The sequence below is a fragment of the Streptomyces sp. NPDC002536 genome (assembly GCF_053594995.1).
Window position 1 is genome coordinate 31,248 of the sequence record NZ_JBSFWU010000061.1, and the last position, 15,141, is coordinate 46,388.

General features: G+C 67.7%; 15 protein-coding genes. 1 reads left to right on the forward strand and 14 read right to left on the reverse strand.

All coding sequences use genetic code 11. The features are described 5' to 3' along the window. Positions 1-95: 95 nt before the first annotated feature. From ACWD4B_RS22230 to ACWD4B_RS22270, 9 genes are all read right to left on the reverse strand, one after another. Positions 96-320 (reverse strand): MerR family transcriptional regulator, encoded by a 225-nt coding sequence (locus ACWD4B_RS22230; RefSeq protein WP_451422358.1) that lies wholly within the window; start codon positions 318-320, stop codon positions 96-98. Positions 321-433: 113 nt separating this feature from the next. Further along, positions 434-1,150, reverse strand: a complete 717-nt coding sequence (locus ACWD4B_RS22235; RefSeq protein ID WP_451422359.1) for a hypothetical protein — start codon at positions 1,148-1,150, stop codon at positions 434-436. 156 nt (positions 1,151-1,306) lie between these two features. Then, the gene (locus ACWD4B_RS22240) at positions 1,307-1,714 is read right to left on the reverse strand and encodes a hypothetical protein (RefSeq protein WP_451422360.1); all 408 of its coding nucleotides are present in this window, start codon (positions 1,712-1,714) and stop codon (positions 1,307-1,309) included. 229 nt (positions 1,715-1,943) lie between these two features. After that, the gene (locus ACWD4B_RS22245; RefSeq protein WP_451422372.1) at positions 1,944-3,203 is read right to left on the reverse strand and encodes a DUF7224 domain-containing protein; all 1,260 of its coding nucleotides are present in this window, start codon (positions 3,201-3,203) and stop codon (positions 1,944-1,946) included. Between the two features lie 11 nt (positions 3,204-3,214). Beyond that, positions 3,215-3,970, reverse strand: coding sequence for an ATP-binding cassette domain-containing protein (locus tag ACWD4B_RS22250; protein WP_451422361.1), 756 nt, complete (start codon positions 3,968-3,970; stop codon positions 3,215-3,217). Between the two features lie 79 nt (positions 3,971-4,049). Next, complete coding sequence (locus ACWD4B_RS22255; protein WP_451422362.1) at positions 4,050-4,388, reverse strand: hypothetical protein; 339 nt, start codon at positions 4,386-4,388, stop codon at positions 4,050-4,052. Between the two features lie 97 nt (positions 4,389-4,485). Further along, the gene (locus ACWD4B_RS22260; RefSeq protein WP_451422363.1) at positions 4,486-4,830 is read right to left on the reverse strand and encodes a hypothetical protein; all 345 of its coding nucleotides are present in this window, start codon (positions 4,828-4,830) and stop codon (positions 4,486-4,488) included. Between the two features lie 581 nt (positions 4,831-5,411). Beyond that, complete coding sequence (locus tag ACWD4B_RS22265) at positions 5,412-6,329, reverse strand: hypothetical protein (protein WP_451422364.1); 918 nt, start codon at positions 6,327-6,329, stop codon at positions 5,412-5,414. A 209-nt stretch (positions 6,330-6,538) separates the two neighbouring features. Next, positions 6,539-7,735: a geranylgeranyl reductase family protein gene (locus ACWD4B_RS22270; RefSeq protein ID WP_451422373.1), complete on the reverse strand. Its 1,197-nt coding sequence runs from the start codon at positions 7,733-7,735 to the stop codon at positions 6,539-6,541. A 223-nt stretch (positions 7,736-7,958) separates the two neighbouring features. On the opposite strand from ACWD4B_RS22270, the gene ACWD4B_RS22275 reads away from it, so the two are divergent. Then, a complete protein-coding gene (locus ACWD4B_RS22275; protein ID WP_451422365.1) occupies positions 7,959-9,344 on the forward strand; it encodes a M20/M25/M40 family metallo-hydrolase in 1,386 nt (461 codons plus the stop codon). 247 nt (positions 9,345-9,591) lie between these two features. Here ACWD4B_RS22275 and ACWD4B_RS22280 read toward each other — a convergent pair whose 3' ends face one another. The 5 genes from ACWD4B_RS22280 to ACWD4B_RS22300 all read right to left on the reverse strand — a co-directional run bounded on the left by ACWD4B_RS22280 (position 9,592) and on the right by ACWD4B_RS22300 (position 14,857). After that, on the reverse strand, positions 9,592-10,548 hold the full coding sequence (locus ACWD4B_RS22280; protein WP_451422366.1) for an SDR family NAD(P)-dependent oxidoreductase: 957 nt from the start codon (positions 10,546-10,548) through the stop codon (positions 9,592-9,594). 110 nt (positions 10,549-10,658) lie between these two features. Continuing rightward, complete coding sequence (locus tag ACWD4B_RS22285) at positions 10,659-11,570, reverse strand: hypothetical protein (RefSeq protein WP_451422367.1); 912 nt, start codon at positions 11,568-11,570, stop codon at positions 10,659-10,661. A gap of 200 nt (positions 11,571-11,770) precedes the next feature. After that, a complete protein-coding gene (locus ACWD4B_RS22290; protein WP_451422368.1) occupies positions 11,771-12,649 on the reverse strand; it encodes a helix-turn-helix domain-containing protein in 879 nt (292 codons plus the stop codon). A gap of 109 nt (positions 12,650-12,758) precedes the next feature. Continuing rightward, the gene (locus tag ACWD4B_RS22295; protein WP_451422369.1) at positions 12,759-13,799 is read right to left on the reverse strand and encodes an NUDIX domain-containing protein; all 1,041 of its coding nucleotides are present in this window, start codon (positions 13,797-13,799) and stop codon (positions 12,759-12,761) included. A gap of 95 nt (positions 13,800-13,894) precedes the next feature. Then, a complete protein-coding gene (locus ACWD4B_RS22300; RefSeq protein WP_390775927.1) occupies positions 13,895-14,857 on the reverse strand; it encodes an ROK family protein in 963 nt (320 codons plus the stop codon). Positions 14,858-15,141: the final 284 nt, after the last annotated feature.

Here is a 15,141-nt window from a genome sequence, read left to right on the forward strand (position 1 = left end):
CTGGGCCGGCCATCGGCGACGGCGCGGGCATCGGCTGCGGAGCGATGGTCACGAGTCTCCTTCTATGCCAGGGCGAGCGGTGGTGCGGTGAGAGATCAGGCTGCCGGGTAGGTGCGGCGGGCGCGTTCGCGGGTGGCTGCCTCGGCCTTGACGACGTCGATAGCCCGGTAGCGCGGGCTGCGGCAGCGCGGGGAGTTCGCGCGGTGGAGGTGACCGCGGTGCGCCCAGATGCGGATTACCGCGGGCGTGACGCCGGCGGCCTGGGCGGCCGCGGCTGTGCTCCACAAGGTGCTCTGGAGGTCATCGTCGAAGTCGAGCACGGGTAGCCACCTCCGGCGCCTCGGAATGCGAAAGCCCCGGAGGGGGCTCCGGGGCGGGCGATCGAGGCACACGGGTGCCTGGCGATCACGTTACGCGTAACGCATCTGCTGCCTCAAGCTGCTGTTTGATGCACGTGCTCTTTTACGAGCGCCCGGCAGTGCTGCTCGTATTCGTCTGGGGTGAGGAGCTGTCCGCATTCGAGGTTCCGGCACTCGATGTAGTCGTCACCGTCGGCGCGGTAGAGGGAGAGCAGTTCGCATCGGGGGCACGACATTCCGTACCTGTCCATGCGGATGTCTCGACGGGTGAACCGCTGGGCCGCCGCGTGCCAGTGGTGGATCTGCGCGGCGGGGTTCGCCGAGAGCCGGTCGTGCGGTTCGCCGGCCATCGGGTGGCATTCCAGCGCCCACGACAGGTGTGCGGTAAGGAAGGTGATCGCGCAGTCGACGTTGGCCCCTTCCTGGCCACGGTCCACGCGGGGGCGCAGACCTCGGAGATCCCTGACGTCGTCCTCAAGATCGAGGAGGCCGCCGATGATGTGATCGGTGATCAGCCGGGCGGCCTGGCCGGGCCAGGAGGGTGTGCTGCTCCGGCCAACGGTGCCGGTGGTCTTGGCTCGGGTGCCGTGGAGGGCTTCGAGCCAGATCGCGGCCAGGAGCTCGGGCAGGTCGGCGAGTTGGGATCGGGCACGGTCGGCGCAGCGCGGGCAATGGACCGGCTGTCCCCACACGGGTTTCAGATCTTGATCGATGCCTGTTGCCGGCCGTTCGGCTTCGGCTGCCCGCCAGGCGTGGTTGTGGGTTCCGGGGCACGGGGTGGGAGTGGGCATACGGCCTCCGGGGGCGCATTGGGGCGATGTGCCCATTGTGCAGGTACTTGACGCCATGTTTGAAGAGCTCGGGCCCCGGAGGAGCCCGCCATGGGCAGACTCCTCCGCATCGCGCCGCTGCGCAAAGGTCGATTGACTCATCCTGCGGGTGACCGGTTATTGATGCCGCACCGCTCTTGTGCGCCATGGAGTCAAATAGAAGGCCATGACCCCAAGTAGCGTACCAATTGCGGCAATTGCCCAGCAGGCGGAACTAGACGGTGTCTGCCCTGTCCAGTCCCACCAGCGCGGGCGCCCCAGGTCATCCTGATTGAGGTAAGTCAATGGGAAGACTGTGGCCACCGGGAGAATCCAAGACAACTTGCGGCCAAAAAGCCGTCCGGACAGAAGGGCGAGACCCAGCCAAATAATGAGCGCCCTGCTCAGTACTACAGCCATACCAAGGCCATTGATTATCAATTCGGGCACGCCAACAAGGAGGATCGTTGCCAGATAGAGAACTACGAGATGGGCTTTCTCGTAAGTTCTCAATACGGAAGAGGCTGCTTCCTCAAGCTGGTGCATGTGGCTATGCAAGCTTCCGGCAGCGAGTGCAGCAAATGCTATAGGCAACTCTCGTCGCATGGGTACGCCACTTGCTTGGCCGCCCCGCCCGAACGGCAAGTCGATCATCTTCGAGCCGAATGATATATCACATGCCGTAAGTAGCGCCAAGCCTACGGTAAGGCCGATTACGTGGTGCGAGCGCGCGTAACAAATCAATGGGTTTGACAAGAAAGGCGCTGGCTCGGCGCTAGCCGCAGAAGGCATGATGAATGATGTCGATTCGACTAGAGGTCCACTTGCTTTGTTCTTCTCCGGGCTGCTGCGTGACCCGGGCTATTGTTTGGAGGTTGACTGGCGGCCCTCCATGTATTCCGCTCGGCACTCCACCGCCGAAGATTCGCATCGTTAGCCATACGTTGAGCTCTGAGGTGGCATTTCGAAACTCCCGCGTCAGCCTGGGGCCATCTGGCAAAGTGCAGCCGTTTCCGCTGGGCCAGGAAGCACTCACAATGCTACCTGCCATGGTTGCTGCCGGGTCCCACATGGAGCCTTCCATTATGTAGAACTCGGAGGCTGGCTGTGCACCCTTCCTCAACCCGCGTTCGTGGAACTCCGATGGAACCTTAAAAAATCCCTTCGGGAGGTCGCGCATCCGATTAGCCATCTTTTGGGCGTCTGGCAGGTATTTGCGGTCTTCAGGCCAAAGGCACACCGTGGGGGTGCCGGACGTACACAGAGGCTCCCTGGAGGGCCCACGGGTGATTTGAATAGGGCCGGCGATGGTCAGACTAGCTAGGCACGCGCAGACCACGACACCAAGGGAAGCGACTCTCGGTACACCGAAACCGCCAATTGACCTGTGTTTGCCGGGAGCATAAAGAGGCCTCCTCAAGAGGCAGGCTGTTACCGCCACGGCTGCCGCCAGCAGGCAGCGCATGATTAGCGCTGGCATCGATATCGACTTATACGGGTCACCGGATATCACAAAAAGGCCGAGATTGTGCGGCGCTCCGATCCATGCGATGACGATGAGGCCGCTTAGGCCCATTAGGGTAGGGCCAAGAAATTGTGACTTTGACAGCCTCCCCACCAGGTGGCCCGCTCCCGCAAAGAGGGTAAGCAACGCTATACCCAAGAGCACATAGTCTGGCCAGATGAAACCAGGGCCCGCACTTGAGTAGCTGACCGAGACGGCGGCGATAATCCCTACCAAGTAGGCCGCAAGTCCGTAGGAAAGCGTGGCCAGTAGTTGGCACATTTCCACCTGCCACTGGGGGCGAGCGGCCGCGGCCAGCTGTGGCTGGAAGTTATTTCGTGCCGCGCGTCCAGATGACCATGCAGCCCCTGCTGCAAGAACTGGAGCAAAATAAAAGGCGGGAATCTGAACCTGGGCACTAGTCTGTGGCCACTCGCCGATCCACCAAGTGCTGCGTCCAAAGAGTGTGGCCAGATCAAGCGCGACGAGTATCAGGAGCCACCAACGCATGGGCGACCGGCGCAATTCCATCCAGTAGTATCTCACCGAACGGTCGCCCCTCGACTCTCCAGAACTGACATGTACCCGCGTTCCAGCGGCGTATCCCCGGCGTTATTTTGTGATGCCTGAGCAGTAAGTTGCGCGGGTGTTCCGCGGAAGAACAGCTCTCCGGTTGACATGACTACGACTTCGTTGCAAACGGCGGCAACATCTTCAACGAGATGCGTGCTCAAAATTACCGTCGCGTCAGTCAAAGAGCGAATGAGCTCGCGGAACTCAAGGCGTTGCGCAGGGTCGAGGCCGACTGTCGGCTCGTCGAGCAATACCAGTCGTGGCGAGCCAACTAGTGCGGAGGCAATACCGGCACGCCGCACCATGCCACCCGAGAGCGACTTCATTTGCGCGCTCATTTTGTCGGCCAGGCCTACCTGTTGAATAGTCTTGACAGTGTCGACGTGCGCACGCCGACTGGGTACCTCCCGCAGCCAGGCGATATACCTAACAAAGTCGTACAGCGAAAAGGAAGGGAAATAGCCGAAATCTTGAGGAAGGAAACCGATGTTGCGGCGCACAGACCGCGCCGATTTCTCCGAGGATACTGATTGTCCTAGAATTTTCAGAGTTCCAGCACGAGGAGGCGTAATGGTTGCCAAGGTGCGCAATAGAGTTGTTTTCCCCGCCCCGTTCGGGCCGAGAAGTCCGTAGACGCCCGGCTCGAAACTGATTTCAAGCTCGGAGAAGACCTCTTTGCTTCCGTATCCTTGAGTGAGTCCTGAGCATTCAATTATCGGGTCCATGCGAGCATCCTCTTGCTGGTGAGCCGTGTGCCAGTACATTCCGGAGTGCTGGCACACGGGTCAATTAACTACCTGCTGATCAGTGGTAAACTATGTACGCCTTTCTCATGTTGAAGGTGCATTCGACGCCTCCCCATTGGACAGCGTATGCGCCCTTCTCGAAGTAATTCCATCCAGATAGCGAGTCGTTCTCGTAGGCGCAGACACCGTAAACGCGATAGTTTCCGGTCTGGGTCACGTACGGGTCGCTACAGTGGCCGTTTGCAGTGGTGCTCCCGTACCAGGCATAGCAGCCGTTGGTGGTATCGCTGGTGTCTGCAGATGCTATGGGGGCGAAGGAGATCGCAGCAGCAGCGGCAAGGGTGCTGACCCCTGCAATCTTCGCAATGCTAGAGCGCAGGTTCCTGGGCGTTGACATGACGTACCTACCTTTCTCCTTAGAGATGGGTGAATTGGGCGTCTAGGTGAGTCGTTTTGTCGAGGGGGTGCAGATAAGTGCCTCGACTATTCGCGGCTCAGCTGTACTGTATGTAGGCCCTCCGCATATTCCAGCTACACTCGACAGTTCCCCAGCCGTCCGCGACAGTTCCCTTTTTGAAGCCGTTCCAAGCGGACAGTTGATCACCTTCATAGGCGCACACGCCGTAAACCTGATAGTCCCCGGTCACGGTCACGTAGGGGTCGGAGCAGTGGCCGTTTGCAGTGGTGTTCCCGTACCAGGCGTAGCAGCCGTTGGTGGTTGAGCTGGTGTCTGCAAAGGCTGTCGGAGCGAGGGTGAATAACGCGGAAGTCGCAAATGCGCTGGCTGCCAACACCTTCGCGAGTCTAGAACGCGCACCCCTTGACTTGATCACGACCATTCGCTCCCTTTTTGTGTGACGAGTCGGACGCCTTCACGTGTGTGACGTTTTCGTCCGACAGCAGAGGGTAGCGAGTTGTCATGGCGCGGTCGCGTGACCCTTGAGTCAAAGTGCATGATGCAATCTGGCCAGCCCAGTTGCGATGCTCCCAGCCTGTCTGCCAGGCGCAGGTCTGCCTCGGGCATCTCTGCGCCAGTGGTACCAGTCGTCCATCGACTGGGAATACCCGCCGGACCCGTCGCCGTGGACCGAGGAGCAATGGACCCTGTTCAGGCAGCAGGCAGACACCGCGCTGGACGCTCTGCGCCGTGAACTGGGCAACGGCTGGATGGTCGAGGACCGTCGTCGAGCGTCGTGACACGATGTAGAGCAGCGGGCTGACCATCGAGACAGCCCGCTGCTACAGCTAAGACGCGCAGGGAAGTGCACGACCAGCCCCAACAAACCCGCAGCCGAACGCCCAACCGTGCCGGAGGCATGCGATCAGCGCAGTGTGGAAGAGCCCGGGGCGACGCTCGAAGAGTTCGACGGCTGCCTCACCGCAACCGGACTTCCCTCCTGACGACACCACGCCCGCAAAGTCAGCAGCTGCCCTCGGCGAAGAGCTCCTCGGCCGTGGAGACGATGAACGCCTGGTCGAGCCACCGGTCCAGGGCGTCCAGGTCGGAGCAGTCGGCGAGGCGTTCCCGTACCGCATCCGGCACAGGGATCCCCCTCTTCTCCAGCACGCGCAGCACCAACCGCGCACGCTCCTCGGCCTTGCCCTCGGCGAGCCCCGCTGCGACTCCGTCGGCCTTGCCCTCCAGGTACTTCTCCTCGACGAGCGTGCCACGCCCGGGGAAGAAAGAGCCCACACCCATCAGCTTCCTCCAGATTTCTCTCGCCTGGTCGTCTGCCAGGCCGACTTCCAGCAGTTCCGAGTAGTACGCGAAGGACACGGGGTCGGCTGTGCGCAGCGCACACGCCAGCGCCTCCAGTATTGCCGCAGCGTTCCGGCCACGGCTATGTGTCATGGCGGCGAACGCCGCCCAAGTGAGGTCCTCGGCGGCCTCCCCCGGGTCGGTGATCACCGGGACGTTCCCCGGCCCCACCACCAGCGGATGCACCGACAGAGCAGCCCAGTAGCCCGGGCCGAGCTTGAACGGCCCGGCCGCCCAGTCGGCGGTGGCCTTGTCGTGGCACACCACCAGCAGGAGCGCCGGACGCTCGTACTTCGCCGTCAAATAGGCCAAGTAGTACGCCCAGCTCGCTTCCTTGTCCGGATCCCGACGCCCCTGCGCCTCGATGGCGAGTACGAACCCCTCGCCCTCCGACGGATCGATGCGCAACACGCTGTCCACCCGCCGCTCCAGCGGACGGATCTCCGTCGCATCCGCGGTGAGCACTTCGACCGTCGCCTTCTCGGGAGGTGGCAGGCCCAGGATCTTGAACACGGGCGCGAGCAGCTTCGGACGGTCCTGGAAGATCCGGTGCGAGGCCTCATGGTGCGAAGTAACCATGGGCCGACGTTATGAAGAGGCACACGGGCCCCACCCGACAAACGATTGCCCACCACACGTTCGAGTGGCAGCACGCCGATCCGCCCACGAGAGCCACGCCCGACGCTCCTGGGCGGGTCGGCCACTCGCCCGTCGTCAGCGGGACGACGCACGCTCCGGCACCGACCGGCCCCGGCACCCCGCCTCGGGCGGTGCGGCGGTGCGGCCCCTCAGCCCCGGTCCATCCTCGACAACACCCGCCGCGCCAGCGGATGCACCCGCACGACCTCGGCCAGCGACGTGGTCCCCCGCGTGATCTGCGCGAACGCGCGCCACGCAGGCGGAAATCCGGTCAGCGCAGCATGGAAGAGCCCGGGCCGGCGCTCGAAGAGCGCCAACAGGCGGCGGCCGACGCCCATTTCGATGCCCAGCCCGGCCTTGATGGCGAAGGCGTAGTTGAGCGCCTGCCGGCGCGCGTCGACGGCGTCCTGCGCCTCGGCGATGCGCACGGCCCACTCCCCCGCCAGGCGCCCGGAGCGCAGGGCGAAGGAGATGCCCTCGCGGGTCCACGGCTCCAGCAGGCCGGCCGCGTCGCCGCACACGATGACGCGGCCGCGGGAGAGCGGGGAGTCCTCGGACCGGCAGCGGGTCAGATGGCCGGAGGAGATGCTCGGCTCGAAGCCCGCGAGGCCCAGGCGGCCGATGAAGTCGTCCAGGTAGCGCTTGGTGGCGGAGCCCTCGCCGCGCGCCGAGATCACGCCGACGGTGAGGGTGTCGCCCTTGGGGAACACCCAGCCGTAACTGCCGGGAATCGGGCCCCAGTCGAGCAGCACCCGGCCGGCCCAGTCCTCGGCGACGGAGGCCGGCACCGGGATCTCCGCCTCCAGGCCGAGGTCGACCTGGGCGAGCTTCACGCCGACGTGCGCCCCTATCCGGCCCGCGCTGCCGTCCGCGCCGACCACGGCGCGGGCGAGCAGGGTGCGGCCGTCGCCGAGCACGACGGCCACCGTGCGGCGGTCGGGCACGGACGGGCCGTGCTGCTCGACGCGGGAGACGCCGACCCCGGTGCGCACCTCGGCGCCCGCGGCCCGGGCGGCGTCCACCAGGCCGGCGTCGAACTCCGGCCGGTTGATGAGCCCGAAGAGCATCCGCCGGGAGCGGCGGGTGCGGACCATCCGGCCGTTGTGGGAGAAGGTGACGGCGTGGATCCGGTCCCGCAGCGGCAGCCGGAAGCCGGGCGGCAGGGCGTCCCGCGAGGGGCCGATGATGCCGCCGCCGCAGGTCTTGTACCGCGGCAGCTCGGACTTCTCCAGCAGCAGCACCCGGCGGCCCGCGGCGGCCGCGGCGTGCGCGGCCGAGGCCCCGGCGGGCCCACCGCCCACCACCACGACGTCCCACACCGGCTCCGTACCGGGCGTACCGGGCATGTCCCGGCCCTCTTCCCGGGCTGTGCTGTCGCTGCTCACCGCGTTCTGCTCCCCATCGACCACCGGCTACGACTACGGTCCGCATCCTACGGCCCACCGGCGGCCCACCGGCCCGGACACCCGCCGCGGGAACCTCCGGGGCGGTCGTGCGAGGATCGGGACCACAGTCACGATCGCCCGTAACCCACGGACACACGACATCGCGCCCACAAGGAGCGTTCCCATGGACACGTCCCCGACCCACCAGCCGGACCCGGCCGCACTCGCGACGACCGTCGCCTCGCTGCAGCCGCGCGCCAAGGCCGAGCTGGCCGAGCTGGTCGCCTTCAAGTCGGTCGCGGACGAGGCGCAGTTCCCGAAGAGCGAGTGCGAGGCGGCCGCGGCCTGGGTGGCCGGCGCCCTGCGCACCGAGGGCTTCGAGGACGTCGCCCTGCTGGACACCCCCGACGGCACCCAGTCCGTCTACGGCATCCTGCCCGGCCCGGCCGACGCCCCCACGGTGCTGCTCTACGCGCACTACGACGTGCAGCCGCCGCTGGACGAGGCCGCCTGGATCTCCCCGCCGTTCGAGCTGACCGAGCGCGACGGCCGCTGGTACGGGCGCGGCGCCGCGGACTGCAAGGGCGGCTTCATCATGCACCTGACCGCGCTGCGGGCGCTCAAGGAGCACGGCGGCATCCCGGTCACCGTCAAGATGATCGTCGAGGGCTCCGAGGAGCAGGGCACCGGCGGCCTGGAGCGGTACGCCGAGGCGCACCCCGAGCTGCTGACCGCCGACACCATCGTCATCGGCGACGCCGGCAACTTCCGGCTCGGCCTGCCGACCGTGACGGCGACGCTGCGCGGCATGACGCTGGTGCGGGTCCAGGTGGACACGCTGGAGGGCAACCTGCACTCCGGCATGTTCGGCGGTGCCGCCCCGGATGCGCTGGCCGCCCTGATCCGCATCCTCGACTCGCTGCGCGCGCAGGACGGTTCGACGACCGTCGACGGCCTTGAGGCGGACGGCGTCTGGGAGGGTCTGCAGTACCCGGAGGAGGACTTCCGCAAGGACGCGAAGGTCCTGGACGGCGTCTCCCTGATCGGCTCCGGCACGGTGGCCGACCGGCTGTGGGCCCGTCCCGCGGTCACGGTGCTCGGCATCGACTGCCCGCCGGTCGTCGGCGCCACCCCGTCCGTCCACGCGGGCGCCCGCGCCCTGATCAGCCTGCGCGTGCCCCCGGGCATGGACGCGGCCGAGGCGACGAAGCTGCTCACCGCCCACCTGGAGTCGGCTGCTCCGTGGGACGCCCGCGTCTCGGTGGAGCGGGTCGGCCAGGGCCAGCCCTTCCAGGCCGACACGCAGAGCCCCGCGTACGCCTCGATGGCCGAGGCGATGCAGGTGGCGTACCCCGGCGAGGAGATGCAGACCGCCGGCATGGGCGGTTCGATCCCCCTGTGCAACACGCTGGCCTCGCTCTACCCGGAGACGGAGATCCTCCTCATCGGCCTGAGCGAGCCGGAGGCCCAGATCCACGCGGTGAACGAGAGCGTCTCGCCGGAGGAGCTGGAGCGGCTGTCGCTGACGGAGGCGTTGTTCCTGGTGAACTACGCACGCAGCAAGGCCTGATCGGAACCTTCGAGCGCCCGGCGCGGACCGCATTCCGGTCCGCACCGGGCGCTTTCGCATGCCGCCTCGCCCACCGCGCGGAGCCGTGTGCACGACATGACGTCGCGCTGTTCGCAGACGCCATGACGCTGGTCTCCGTCGGTGCCCTCGTGAGCCTCGTCCTCCTGCGGGCGCCCCGCAGGAGGCGCGGGGCAGCTGCATGATGCGGCCCCGCGTCCCTGCGGGGGCGCCGCGGCATGAGCCCCGGTCAGGCCGTGAAGGCGTCCAGACCGGTGAGTTCGGCCGACAGCGTCCACAGGCGCACCGCCTGGTCCGGGTCGATCGCGTGGTCGCGCACACCGGACCAGCCCTCGTCGCTCGTCGTGGGTTCCGCGATGTCGCAGTCCTCGCAGTAGGCGCCGCCCAGGCCGTCCAGCAACGGGGAGGTCGCCGCCCACACGGTCGTCGCGGCCCCCTGCTCCGGCGTCTTGAAGTCGGGGTGCACGACGTTCCCCTCCTCGTCGATCCACCCCTTGGCGACCATGTCCTGCCGGTCGAGATGGCGTTGGAGAGGGGTGATGATGGCGCCGGGATGCAGCGAGAACGCCCGCACACCGGCGTCGCGGCCGAGCGCGTCGAGGTGCGCCGCGAACAGGGCGTTGGCCGTCTTCGACTGCCCGTAGGCGAGCCACCTGTCGTAGCCCTTGCCGAACTGCACGTCGTCCCAGCGCATGCCGGAGAGCTGGTGCCCCGCGGAGGACACCGCGACGACCCGTGCGCCGGGCACCATCGCGGGCCGGAGTCGGTTGACGAGTGCGTAGTGGCCCAGGTGGTTGACGGCGAACTGCGCCTCCCAGCCGGGACCGACCCGGGTCTCCGGGCAGGCCATGATGCCGGCATTGCCGATGACGATGTCGAGGCCGCGGCCCGAGTCGAGGAAGCGCTGCGCGAAGGTGCGGACGCTGTCCAGGTCGGCGAGGTCGAGCTCGTCGACCTCGGTGCCGTCGATGCCGGCGACCGCCTCCTCGGCGGTCGCACGGCGCCGGGCGGGTACGACGACGCGGGCTCCGGCGCGGGCGAGTGCGCGGGTGGTCTCCAGGCCCAGGCCCGAGTAACCGCCGGTGACGAGGGCGAGTTTGCCGGAGAGGTCGGTCCCGTGCAGGACGTCGTCGGCCGTGCTGCGCGCACCGAACCCGGATCCGATCTTGTGCTGAGGTGTTCCCATGACCTCAACGCTAGGAGCTCGACCTCGGTCTAGGTCAAGGCCGTACGACGGGCAGGGCAAGGGCCCGGTACGGATCCGGTTCCGGTCCGTACCGGGCGCACTCGGGACGGTCACGGGTTGCTGACCGTCCAGGCCGAGTTGGCGGTGGTGACCTTGGCGTTCAGGTGGGTGCAGCCGAAGATGGCGCCATTGGCGTCGGCTGTGGAGTCGGAGTTGTCCGGTGCCTTCCAGCTGCCGTTCACCAGTTGCCAGATCTGGGTGGCGCTGAAGGAGTCGTTGGCGGTGTCGGCGCAGATGTAAGGCTGATTGGTGGAGGGGTTGTTGGCCGAGTAGACCTCGAAGGCGTCCCAGCCGCCGACGTTGGGGGACTGTGTACCGTTGTTCTTGTCGTAGCCGGCGGAGTCGAAGTAACGGTCCCACTGGTTCGTCGAGTAGTTGAAGAGCCACATGGTCCATTGGTTGGTGGACGTATTGGTCTTGCTGATCTGCACCTCGTAGGAGCCGTTTTTGGTGTACGTGGCCTGGAAGTTCGCGTCCATCGCCGTGTACTTGCCGACGGTGTAGCTGTTGCACCAGTCCCAGGCCCAGATCACGGCCTGGTTGTTCTCGTAGGCGGTGGTGTTCTCGATGCATGCGTTACCGGCCGGGTACAGCGTCGGCGCGTAGACGACGTCACCGCTGTTGGACGTGCGGAGGCTCGGGGTGACCGAGTGGTGGGCGTCGGTGGCGGTGGGGGTGTCGGCCCCCGAGGGATAGATCGCCCAGAACTGGTGGACCGGAGCCGGCGAGGCCGAGGTGCTCTGCTTGAGGTGGGCGTAGTGCTGCTTCATGTAGTCGTCGCGCTGCGCAGGGGTCAGCAGCTTCGCCGCAGCACTTCCGGTGACACCGGGAACGAGGTGCGAGGAGTGCGGTGCAGGGCTGGGCGGGTCGTTCGGGGCGTGATGGGCGGCGCCGGCCGCGGAGGCCGGAGTGACTCCCGCGGGCAGCAGACCGAGGACGGCGAGCACGAGTGCGCTGAACACGGCTGCCATGGTTTTGCGGAACGGATGCACGGTGGTCTCCCTTCACTCGGCGCAAGCGCAGCAATGGCTGAGACGCTTGACGCCCGGGCAAGTCACGGCACTTGGGGAAATCCCCTGACATGGCCGACTTGCGATGCGGTGGAGACGCTACGGCCCGGCCGACACCAGTGGCGTTCAATTTCCGGCGCCGGATTATCTCGTCATCTCGTGCACGTCCCGTGGCGCAGCTGCGAGGGCGAAATCCCTTGGTAGCGGCGGAACACCGTCGCGAAGTACTGCGACGAGGAGAAGCCGAGTGTGTGCGCCACGGCCGTGATATCGCATGCGGGGTCGCTTTCGAGCAGCGCCCGTGCATGCTCGATCTTGCGGCGCAGCACGAAATCCCGGGGCGTCGTGCCCGTCTCCGAGCGGAAGACGCCGTGGAATTGGCGTTCCGACAGCCCGGCCGCCCGCGCCAGTTCGGCGACCGTACAGCTTTCGCCGAGGTGGGCGTCGAGCCAGTCCAGCGCCCTGCCCACTCTGCGGCTGTACGCCACGGGGACGGTCCTGTCGGCGGCATGGAAACTGCGGACGAGGAGAAACACGCACTCCGCCAGAGCGTGCGCCAGAAGGCTCTCGCCGATCCAGTCGCGGGCGTCCTTCGCCAGGCCGAACGCCGCCTCCCAGCCCGCCTGGACCTGCGCCGGGACGCGCCAGACCACCGGCCCCCGGGAATCCGCCAGCGCCTCGACGGCCCGGGGCAGGGAGCCCCGCCCGGGGTGCGGCACCGGCCCCAGCATCATCCATGCCAACTCGCCGCGGGGCAGGGCGGACGTGCCTGAGCTATAGGACGTTTCCGGCAGGATGCGCAGCACCTGCCCCGGCCGGACCTGGTGAGCCGTTTCCTGGTGAGGGGTTTCACCGAGGACGAACGGAAAGGCCCCCTTCAGCGGAAGCACCAGGATCAGCAGACGCGTATGACGCCGTCCCCCCACTCTCCCCCGCGCCGACAGGGATTTGTATCTGCCGAGCAGCGCTTGGCAGTTGCCGCCTTCGGACGACGCGATATGGACTGCGGTCTGCTCACTGAACGGGAACATGGGGCAGCATCCCTCGACGAGGCCGGGATTCAGTCCAGCACTCCGCCCGGAACCCCTACAAGAGAAGCGAAAGAACTCGGACGATCCGACTTACCGCCCTCCTTCGCCCTCACCCCACCGGAACCCCCGCCTCGAGATTGAGCGCCCGCCCCCGCTCCCGCGCCCGCAGAGCCCACCGCAAGCGGCTCAGCCGCACCGGCGGCAACATGGACGTCGCCTCGTCCTCCGTCACGAACCGCCACCCCCGCAGCTCCGACCCCGGCAGCAACAGCCGCCGCGCATCGGCCCCGGTGAGCCGTCCGCCGTCGAAGAGGAAGCGCAGGCCCCCGTACCCCGGCGGCTTCGGCGGCTCCCAGTCGACGACCAACAGGCGGGGCACGGCGGCGAGTTCGATCCCGATCTCCTCCGCCACCTCCCGCATCCCGGCCCGCGCGGGCGGTTCCCCCGGCTCCACGACGCCGCCGGGAAACTCCCAGCCCGGCTTGTACGTGGGGTCCACCAGCAGCACCCGGTCGTCCTCGTCGAACAGGAGCACCCCCGCGGCCAGTGTCTCGGCCGTGGGCTCCGGCGTCTGCACGATCTCGCACGGTCCGGCGGCCCCGCTGCGCACCGCCTGCGCGACGCGCTCGGCTGTCTCGTACGGCGTCAGCCGGCTGTTGTCGACGGCGAAGGCGTCGTCCTTCAGCCAGGACCCCAACGCCTCGTGATACGGGGTGAGATGCTCCCGCGCCCACTGCCGGACCGCCTCGCTCCGCACGGGGTCGTGCGCGAACTCCACCCGTCCCTCTATGCGCGAACGCAGTATCGTTTCCTCGGGTGTCAGCAGTACATGCCGTACCCGGATCCGCCGCGAGGCCAGCCCCCCGAAGATCTCGTCCCGGTACTCCTGCCGCAGCAATGTCATGGGGACGACGAGCACTCCGCCCAGCTCCGCGAGCAGCGCCGCCGCCGTGTCCACCACCATCCGGCGCCAGACCGGCAGGTCCTGGAAGTCGGTCACCTCCGCCATGCGCTGCGCCGGCAGCAGGTGACGCAGCGCCCCGCCGGTCACCTCGGGGTCGTAGAGGGTGCTGCCGGGGATGAGTTCGGTCAGCCGGCACGCCGTGCTGGTCTTCCCCGCTCCGAACGCTCCGTTCAGCCAGACGATCACGGTTCCCCCTTTTCCGTAGCCCCCTGTGTACTGCCCGGTACACCTTGCCACGGAAAGGTGTACGAGCGGCATGGTGCACGGTCAACACCATGCGCTCAGGGCGCGGCAGTTGCCCACAGCCCCAGCGCCTCCGCAGCGGCGGCCGCGGCCCCCACCAAGCCCGCATCGCCGCCCAGCCGAGCAGGCACGACCTCGATGCCCGCCGTGAACGAGAGCGCGGCGTACTCGCGCAGCCGCTCCCGCAACGGGACGAGGAGAACGTCCCCGGCACCGGCCACGCCGCCGCCTATCACGGCCACGTCGATCTCGACGAGCGTCGCCGTGGCCGCGATGCCCGCGGCGAGCGCCCGGGCCGCCCGCGCGAAGGAGGCGAGGGCGAGGGGGTCGCCGGCGCGGGCGGCCGCGGCGACACCGGCGGCGCTCGCGTCGCCGTCCGGCCCCGGCCGCCAGCCGGACTCCAGCGCACGGCGCGCGATGTGCGGCCCGCTGGCGATCCGTTCGACGCAGCCGCGGCCGCCGCAGGCGCAGGGGTCGCCGTCCAAGTCCACGCTGATGTGCCCGATATGGCCCGCGTTGCCCGTGGGTCCGGGGTGCAGCCGGCCGCCGAGGACGAGTCCACCGCCCACGCCGGTGGAGACCACCATGCACAGGGCGTTGGCCCGGCCGCGGGCCGCACCCTGCCAGTGCTCGGCCGCGGTCATCGCGACCCCGTCGCCGACGAGCACCACGGGCAGTCCGCCGATACACCGTGCCACCTCGGCGACCAGCGGAAACCCGCGCCAGCCGGGCACGTTGACCGGGCTGACGGTCCCCGTGGAGGCGTCCACGGGCCCGGCGCTGCCGATCCCCGCGGCCCGCACCCGGGACCAGTCGGCCGAGCGGCGCAGCTCGCCGAGCACTTCGGCCACGGCGCCCATCACCGTGGCGCCGTCCTCGTGCGCGGGGGTCGGCCGTTGCGCCCGCAGGAGCAGCCGGCCCCGGCCGTCCACCAGCGCTCCGGCGATCTTGGTGCCACCGATGTCGAGGGCGGCGACGAGGCCGGGCAGTCCGTCGTGCATGGGGGGTGTGCTCTCCTGGTCGATGGGTGTCGAGGGGTGTCGAGGGGTGTGGGACGGGGATGACGAGGAACGTCAGTCTCCCCCGGTCTTGACAACGTTGTCCAGGCTCTATGCTCTAGGGGGTGTCCGATGGGTCAGCACGGGCCCTGCGGCGTCTGGTGCGGTGCATCGCAAGGCGGAGCATCACCCGCGTACTGGGCGTACTCGGGTGATGCGACAACGCGGCGCCAGCTCCCGGGCCAGCCGGACGGGGCTGATCGTCTCGTCCGTGAGGAAGATCGTGG

What these genes read in the sequence shown, in the direction of transcription:
- ACWD4B_RS22235 (WP_451422359.1), bottom strand. Translation starts at nt 1,150, where the DNA reads ATGCCCACTCCCACCCCGTGCCCCGGAACCCACAACCACGCCTGGCGG.
- ACWD4B_RS22240 (WP_451422360.1), bottom strand. Translation starts at nt 1,714, where the DNA reads ATGCACCAGCTTGAGGAAGCAGCCTCTTCCGTATTGAGAACTTACGAG.
- ACWD4B_RS22245 (WP_451422372.1), bottom strand. Translation starts at nt 3,203, where the DNA reads ATGGAATTGCGCCGGTCGCCCATGCGTTGGTGGCTCCTGATACTCGTC.
- ACWD4B_RS22250 (WP_451422361.1), bottom strand. Translation starts at nt 3,970, where the DNA reads ATGGACCCGATAATTGAATGCTCAGGACTCACTCAAGGATACGGAAGC.
- ACWD4B_RS22255 (WP_451422362.1), bottom strand. Translation starts at nt 4,388, where the DNA reads ATGTCAACGCCCAGGAACCTGCGCTCTAGCATTGCGAAGATTGCAGGG.
- ACWD4B_RS22260 (WP_451422363.1), bottom strand. Translation starts at nt 4,830, where the DNA reads ATGGTCGTGATCAAGTCAAGGGGTGCGCGTTCTAGACTCGCGAAGGTG.
- ACWD4B_RS22265 (WP_451422364.1), bottom strand. Translation starts at nt 6,329, where the DNA reads ATGGTTACTTCGCACCATGAGGCCTCGCACCGGATCTTCCAGGACCGT.
- ACWD4B_RS22270 (WP_451422373.1), bottom strand. Translation starts at nt 7,735, where the DNA reads ATGCCCGGTACGCCCGGTACGGAGCCGGTGTGGGACGTCGTGGTGGTG.
- ACWD4B_RS22275 (WP_451422365.1), top strand. Translation starts at nt 7,959, where the DNA reads ATGGACACGTCCCCGACCCACCAGCCGGACCCGGCCGCACTCGCGACG.
- ACWD4B_RS22280 (WP_451422366.1), bottom strand. Translation starts at nt 10,548, where the DNA reads ATGGGAACACCTCAGCACAAGATCGGATCCGGGTTCGGTGCGCGCAGC.
- ACWD4B_RS22290 (WP_451422368.1), bottom strand. Translation starts at nt 12,649, where the DNA reads ATGTTCCCGTTCAGTGAGCAGACCGCAGTCCATATCGCGTCGTCCGAA.
- ACWD4B_RS22300 (WP_390775927.1), bottom strand. Translation starts at nt 14,857, where the DNA reads ATGCACGACGGACTGCCCGGCCTCGTCGCCGCCCTCGACATCGGTGGC.